General features: G+C 47.1%; 6 protein-coding genes. All 6 read left to right on the top strand.

Annotated features, from left to right (window positions below):
• Nucleotides 1-92: 92 nt before the first annotated feature.
• The 6 genes from efeO to B5J93_RS07700 all read left to right on the top strand — a co-directional run bounded on the left by efeO (nucleotide 93) and on the right by B5J93_RS07700 (nucleotide 6,873).
• A complete protein-coding gene (efeO, locus tag B5J93_RS07725) occupies nucleotides 93-986 on the top strand; it encodes an iron uptake system protein EfeO (RefSeq protein ID WP_211278860.1) in 894 nt (297 codons plus the stop codon).
• Nucleotides 987-1,059: 73 nt separating this feature from the next.
• Nucleotides 1,060-2,298, top strand: coding sequence for an iron uptake transporter deferrochelatase/peroxidase subunit (gene efeB / locus B5J93_RS07720; RefSeq protein WP_079325866.1), 1,239 nt, complete (start codon nucleotides 1,060-1,062; stop codon nucleotides 2,296-2,298).
• Between the two features lie 248 nt (nucleotides 2,299-2,546).
• Nucleotides 2,547-3,371: a hypothetical protein gene (locus tag B5J93_RS07715; RefSeq protein WP_079325865.1), complete on the top strand. Its 825-nt coding sequence runs from the start codon at nucleotides 2,547-2,549 to the stop codon at nucleotides 3,369-3,371.
• A 45-nt stretch (nucleotides 3,372-3,416) separates the two neighbouring features.
• On the top strand, nucleotides 3,417-4,265 hold the full coding sequence (locus B5J93_RS07710; protein WP_143823511.1) for an FTR1 family iron permease: 849 nt from the start codon (nucleotides 3,417-3,419) through the stop codon (nucleotides 4,263-4,265).
• Nucleotides 4,266-4,348: 83 nt separating this feature from the next.
• Nucleotides 4,349-5,332: an AAA family ATPase gene (locus tag B5J93_RS07705; RefSeq protein ID WP_079325863.1), complete on the top strand. Its 984-nt coding sequence runs from the start codon at nucleotides 4,349-4,351 to the stop codon at nucleotides 5,330-5,332.
• A gap of 23 nt (nucleotides 5,333-5,355) precedes the next feature.
• On the top strand, nucleotides 5,356-6,873 hold the full coding sequence (locus B5J93_RS07700; RefSeq protein WP_079325862.1) for a DUF58 domain-containing protein: 1,518 nt from the start codon (nucleotides 5,356-5,358) through the stop codon (nucleotides 6,871-6,873).
• Nucleotides 6,874-6,964: the final 91 nt, after the last annotated feature.

Below are 6,964 nucleotides of genomic sequence, written 5' to 3'. Positions count from 1 at the left end.
AAAGAGGGTTGAGGGGGTGGAAATATATTTGAAATAAATTTATAATTCTGATATGATAAGCGTTATTATTTCCATTACTTTTTGGATTTATCATGATGCTAAAACCTTTACTTTTGGCTTTGACAGCCACCCTTGCCCTAACCGCCTGCCAAAAGCCTGCCGAACCAGAAGCCGAACAACCTGCCCAAACGACCGACACCAAAGCTGAGCAACCTGCCGAGCCTGTCAAAACTGAACAAGCCACCGAGTCCGCCCAAATGGACTTATCTGCCGAAACCGCCGAATACAAACAATGGATAGAGGGGCAAATTGACAATCTGCTTGCCGATACCGAAAAATTTGTCGCCTTTTTAAAAGAAGGTAAATTGGATGAAGCCAAAGCGATTTATCCCTCGGTTCGTATGTATTTTGAACGCAGTGAGCCGATTGCCGAGAGTTTTGGCGACTTAGACCCACGCATTGACAACCGTGAAGCTGACCTTGAACAAGGCGAAAAATGGACAGGCTTTCACGCCATTGAAAAAATCCTATGGACACAAAACACTACCAAAGGCACCGAAGAGCTTGCCGACCAGCTTATCGCTGACATCAAAGAGTTAAGAGCCAAAATCCCCACCGCTGAAGTTACGTCTGAGCTTATGATTCAAGGTTCGGTGGATTTGTTGAACGAAGTTTCTACCACCAAAATCACAGGCGAGGAGGAGATTTTTTCAAAAACCGACCTTTATGACTTTAAAGCGAACATTGAAGGGGCAGAAAAGATTTTTGAAATTTTAAAACCCAAACTTACCGCCAAAAATCCTGAATTAGTTAAAACCTTAGAGGAGCGATTTAAAGCGGTGAATGATTTGTTGGATAAATACAAAGTGGGCGACAAGGATTATAAGCCTTATACTGACTTGACCCCCGAGAACACCAAAGAGCTTGCCGAGGCGGTGAACAAACTTGGCGAACCACTTGGGCAAATGGGTATCGTCATGGAATAATCCACAAGCCACAAAAAGCACCGATAAGACATGGGTGCTTTTTGTATTTTTATAAAAGACAAAAGGAGCAATCATGACCAACCGCCGAGCTTTTTTGGGAAAAATGGGAGCGACCGCCCTGATTGGGGCAGGGGTATTGACCGCTTGCAACAACCCCCAAAACCAAACCGCCCCGACCGCCAAGGGCAATCCTGATAGCCAGACACCGCCTAACCCATTTGCCAAGATGACCTATGATTTTTATGGTAAACACCAAGCAGGCATTACTACGCCTGTTCAGCATCATGCGTATTTTTTGGTGGCGGAGTTGCACAGCACCAACCTTGATGAGATTCGCCAAATGTTTAAGGATTGGACGGAGTATTCTGCTAAATTAACCCAAGGCAAAAACATCAAACCCTACGACAAAAATCCCCACCTACCGCCTGCCGACACAGGCGAGGCGGACAGTTTGGGGGCGTATGGGCTGACTTTGACGTTTGGGATAAGTCCGTCATTTTTGGAGAAATTGGGTTTGTCGGACAAGGCACCGCCAGAATTTAGCGACTTGCCCAAATTCCCCCGAGACCAAATCCGCCCTGAGTTGTCAGGGGGCGATATTTGCATACAGGCGTGTAGCGAGGACCCGCAGGTCGCCTTTCATGCCGTGCGTCAGCTTGTCCGCCAAGCCCGTTCGCTCATCACAATGAAATGGTCGCAGTCGGGCCACAACAGCTTTGATAATGGGGCAGACACCCCACGCAATCTGTTTGGCTTTAAGGACGGCACCGCCAACAAAACCACGCTGGACGACACCGACGAATGGCTATGGGCAAAAGGGGCGGACAAGACTGCATGGTTTGACGGTGGGACGTATCTTGTGGCACGGATTATCCAAATGCATTTGGAGACGTGGGACAGAACGAGCCTAGTCGGACAAGAGGACACTTTTGGTAGACACCGAGACACAGGGGCGAGCATTGGCAAAACGAGCGAGTTTGATGTCTTTGATGTCAATGAAAAAGACGATAAGGGCAATCTTGTCATCGCCGAACCGACTCACATGGGGCTTGCCAAACGCACAGGATTACAAATGCTTAGACGGTCGTTTTCGTACAGTAGCGGTATTGATGTTAAGACAGGGCAGTTTAATGCAGGACTGCTCTTTATCTCTTTTCAAAAATCACCCATGCAGTTTAGCGTGATTCAAAACGCTTTTGGCAATACCGACAAAATGACCGAATACACCACACACATCGGTAGCGGACTGTTTGCGTGTTTTGGTGGGGTAAGGCAAGGCGAGTATTTGGGGCAGGGGTTGTTTGAGGGTTGAATTTATTGAATGATTGAAAAATATACCCAAGAAATTTTAAATTACCACAAGCGTAATGATGTTTGGATGTAGGGGTGTGCTGTGCACGCCTATAAAAATTGGTATGTTATCAAAGGACGTGCAGAGCCAGTTCCTACAAGACCCGTGGCAAATATCAAATTCGTTGGGTGTATTAGGACAATTTATTTACCCTTATCAACTCTTAAAATCCGATAAACCATTTGAATGTTATTAAAAAAGGCAAAACAATGAAAATTTATAAATCATTATCCATTTTTCTGCTTTTCTTTATTTGTCTTTTTCCCATAATCTCTTATGCTAATGCTGATAATGAAAAATTAAATTTTCCCCCTTTATTTATTCCATTATCGGATGCTATGGGAGCGGTAAAACAAAACAATGCCCAACAAGCCAAAGATGATTTGGTTATCATAGAAAAAGAATTAAATAATATCGGCAAAGACGCCAATCGCCAAAGCATATTATATCAAGAAATAATCACCGCCTTAAATCACGCCAAAGCCAATCCCAATAATGACACCCTAAAAGAGCTATCCATAAAACTCTACGCTTATGAAAAAGAGCAAAACCCTGTGGATTATAGCGTCAAACGCTGTCAATTTACCAAAAATATCACGCCTGTATTAAATGGGTTGGATACCGCCATTCAAGAAATGGGCAAGGGTGGCGATATTGAAAGAGTCAAATCGGTTTATCACACCTTTAATAAAACATGGGTCGCCAATGAAAGAGTGGTGAGAAATACCAGCATGGCTCATTATGGCAAAATAGAAACCGCCATGGTAATGATACGAGTGGGAGCGGAAAATAATCCGCCTAATATCGCCATGATGACGGATAATATGGCGATTTTAAAAGCGACAATTAACAGTTATAATCAAGGCGATGAATTAGCCGAAGTTAAAAATGACAAAGTGGATTTGGCATATGGGATAGAATTATTAAAACAAGGTTTAACTGCTTTTAAAAATAATGACAAAGCAGTTGCCCAAGCCAAATTGGGCGAATTTATCCAAATCTGGGCGAGTATTGAGGGCGATGTGCGTACCTGAGATGCCAAGCTGTATGCCGAGATTGAAAGCGATGTGCCTGTGATTATGGCAAAGGGCGACACAGCAAGTGTGGATAAGTTGGCAGGTTTGATAGAGCACTTGCAAGCGATTAACCCATACGCTCGCTATTCGTGGGTGGATTCTATGCTGATTTTGCTTCGTGAGGGGCTTGAAGCCTTGCTCATTGTCATGGCACTTTTGACCGCCTTGACGGTGGCAGGACAACCCAAAGGCAAAAAATGGGTCATGGCAGGGGTCGGCGTGGGACTGGTGGCGAGCCTTGTGGGGGCGTGGGCGTTGGCGCGACTTTTCCCTGCTCTAACATCGGGGGCGAACCGTGAGGCGTTGGAGGGGGCGATCGGTATCGTGGCGGTCGTCATGATGATAGGCGTGGGGGCGTGGCTACATGCCAAATCGTCCGTCAAGGCGTGGAATGCCTACATTAACAAACACATGGGCGTGGCGTTATCCACAGGGAGCATGGTAGGGCTGTTCGGGCTTGCGTTTTTGTCGGTGTTTCGGGAGGGAGCGGAGACGGTACTGTTTTATGCAGGGATTTTGCCAAGCATTGCCATGAGTGAGTTTGTGCTGGGGATAGCGGTGGCATTGGGCGTGCTTTTTGTGGTGGCGGTTATCATGGCAAACACGTCCGTTAAATTGCCCATTCCATTATTATTTAAAATCTTAACATGGCTGATTTATGCCTTGGGATTTAAGATTTTGGGCGTGAGCATTTCGGCACTGCAACTGACAGGGCATTTGCCCCGAGACGTGGTAGATGTGCCTAGCGTGGCGTTTTTGGGGGTTTATCCGAGCGTACAAGGCTTGGCGGTGCAGGTGGTGTATGTGGTGGTTGTCATGGTTGTTGTGATGAAAAATAAAATTAATGCTTGACAAGTGTGAAAAATCATTGATAATCGCTTGATGAGTCGTTGGTGCTGGCTGACATCAATACAAAAAACCAATCAGGAGATAACATGACCCAAACCAAAAACATCGCTGAGCTTGTGCCTGTGGCTAACGCCGAGATTAATGCTTTGATTAATGAAGTGCAAAAGGCTGTCATTGGGCAGACTGACATCATTAAAAAGCTCATCATCTGCTTGCTTGCAGGGGGTCATGTGTTATTAGAAGGTGTGCCAGGTTTGGGTAAGACCTTATTGGTTAAGGCGTTGGCAAGTGCGGTCAGTGGCGAGTTTGGGCGGATACAGTTTACCCCTGACCTTATGCCATCGGATGTGACAGGGCATACGCTCTATGACATGCAAACAGGGCAATGGAAAACCCGTAAAGGGGCGATTTTTTGCCATCTATTGCTTGCTGATGAAATTAACCGAGCTCCTGCCAAAACTCAGTCTGCTCTCTTAGAAGCCATGCAAGAAGGACAAGTTACCATTGAGGGGCGCACCCATGTCTTGCCCCGTCCTTTTATCTGTGTCGCCACACAAAACCCTGTGGAGCAAGAGGGGACTTATCCCTTGCCCGAGGCACAACTGGACAGATTTTTGATGAATCTGTACATGGATTATCCTGATGAAGCGGACGAGAAACGCCTGCTTGGTGAGCTTATCACGGGACGTGTGGGCGACAAGCTTGATTTGTCTGGGGTGTCAAAAGTGATGTCGCCTGAACGCCTAGCTCAGCTACAACTCATCACTGCTCATGTCAGGGTGGATGATAGGGTGGTGCAGTATGCCCTAGACATCGTGCGAACCAGTCGTGATTTTCATGGTATTGACATGGGGGCAGGCGTGCGTGCAGGCATGGCGTTGCTGCGTTGTGCTAAGGCATCAGCCTTGCTAAATGGGCGGGATTATGCCGTGCCTGATGATGTGCGATATGTGGCGGTGGATGTGTTACGTCATCGCATGACGCTCACGGCAGATTTTATGATAGATGGCTATGACGTGGGGCAGGTTATTGAGCAGTTGCTGTCTGCGGTATTTGCCCCGAGAAGCTGATTGGAGACATGGCGTAAGTTATCATGAATCTACTATCAAAGCTTGCCCCTTTTGCTGTTCGTGCCACCCCGAGAGCGGTGTGGTTTGTTGGGTTATGGACGGCATTTACTTTTGCCTTTGAGCTGTTGTCTTTGTTGCCGAGCTTGGCATGGCTTGGCGTGGGGCTATGGCTCATGTTGGGACTGGGAGCATGCTTGGCAGGTGTGTTGTTATGGGAGTACGTGCGTCTGTTGCAGATGGCGTGGCGTATGTCTGGGGTGCAGGTAGAGCGGACGGTCAATAGTAATTTACCTGTGTACGAGACATCTAAGGTCACGTTGGAGCTTTATGTTCAAAATGAGCTGATGGGTCTGGTGGCAGGGTATCGGTTTGGTTTGATGGATTATTATCCTGATAATGCCAAGGCGTTTAGGTTGCCTGTGCAAGTGGATGGTAATGCGTTTGGGCAGGAGAGTGTCAGCGAGGGTGGTCAGGCAGGCGTGATGGCCACTTATGAGTTGTATGCCCGTGAGCGTGGTGCAGGGGTGTTTGGTGGGATAGACTGGCTCATGAGCACGCCCTTAGGATTATTACAAAAATATCATCACACCCCATCTGAGCAAGTGGATGGGGTGGCGATGGTGCGAGTGTTGGCAAATTTTCGTGCCTTAGTCCAGGGCAATCTCTTGGCGGTCAGCAAAAACACCACGGTGGGTGGTATCATCAAGCGAAAAAGACGAGGACAGGGACAGGATTTTCATCAAATCCGCCAGTACACCGAGGGCGACAGCATTCGCCATGTGGACTGGCGAGCTACGTCACGCCATCAAAAGCTCATGAGCCGTGAATACCAAGATGAGACTGACCAAGAGATTATGTTCTTACTGGATGCAGGCACGCACATGAGACACACACGTTTTTCTGATGGGGTGTCGTTAGACGACCACCAAACGAGCGAATCATCAGAGCTGGCAGAGATACGCAAAACCAGCCATCTAGACATGGCACTCAATGCCATGTTACTGCTGGCAGAAGTGGCAAATAAACAAGCGGACAGTGTTGGTTTTATGAGCTTTGGGGCAGTGGTGGACAAAATCGCCCCTGCCAAAAAAGGACAAAACGTCATCAGCTATCTGCTAAACCAATCCTTTGATTTACAGGCATCCACCAAAGCCCCTGACTATATGGCAATTGCCAAAAAAGCACTGTCCACACAAAAACGCCGTAGCCTGATTATCATCATTACCAACCTACGCACGGACAATACCGATGAGTTGATGGGGGCGATTAACCTGTTGACTGCCAAGCACCGTGTGATTTTGGTGAATCTGTATGAAGAAGACCTAAAACATCATGTACATGATTTTGCTGACAGACAAAGCATTGATTTGGGTGATGCCTTGACTTATCACAGTGTGCGTGCTTATTTGGACGGTCAAAGACAGCTTAATATTCGCTTAGGCGATGAGACGGGAGCGATGGTGGTAAGTAGCACGCCCACAGAACTGCCTCAAAAGCTTGTTGACAGTTATTGGGCGGTTCGGCGTGTGGGAGCGGTGTGAGTGGACTGGGTGTTGGGGTGTTTTGCTTATGGCGATGATAAGATGATAAATGGATAAGTGATTGGTAAAATAACAAAAATCGGCTATACTA

Source organism: Moraxella equi, from assembly GCF_002027555.1.
GTDB lineage: Bacteria > Pseudomonadota > Gammaproteobacteria > Pseudomonadales > Moraxellaceae > Moraxella > Moraxella equi.
The sequence above is the reverse complement of the archived record's forward strand: the minus strand, read 5'-3'. Positions and strand labels throughout refer to the sequence as shown.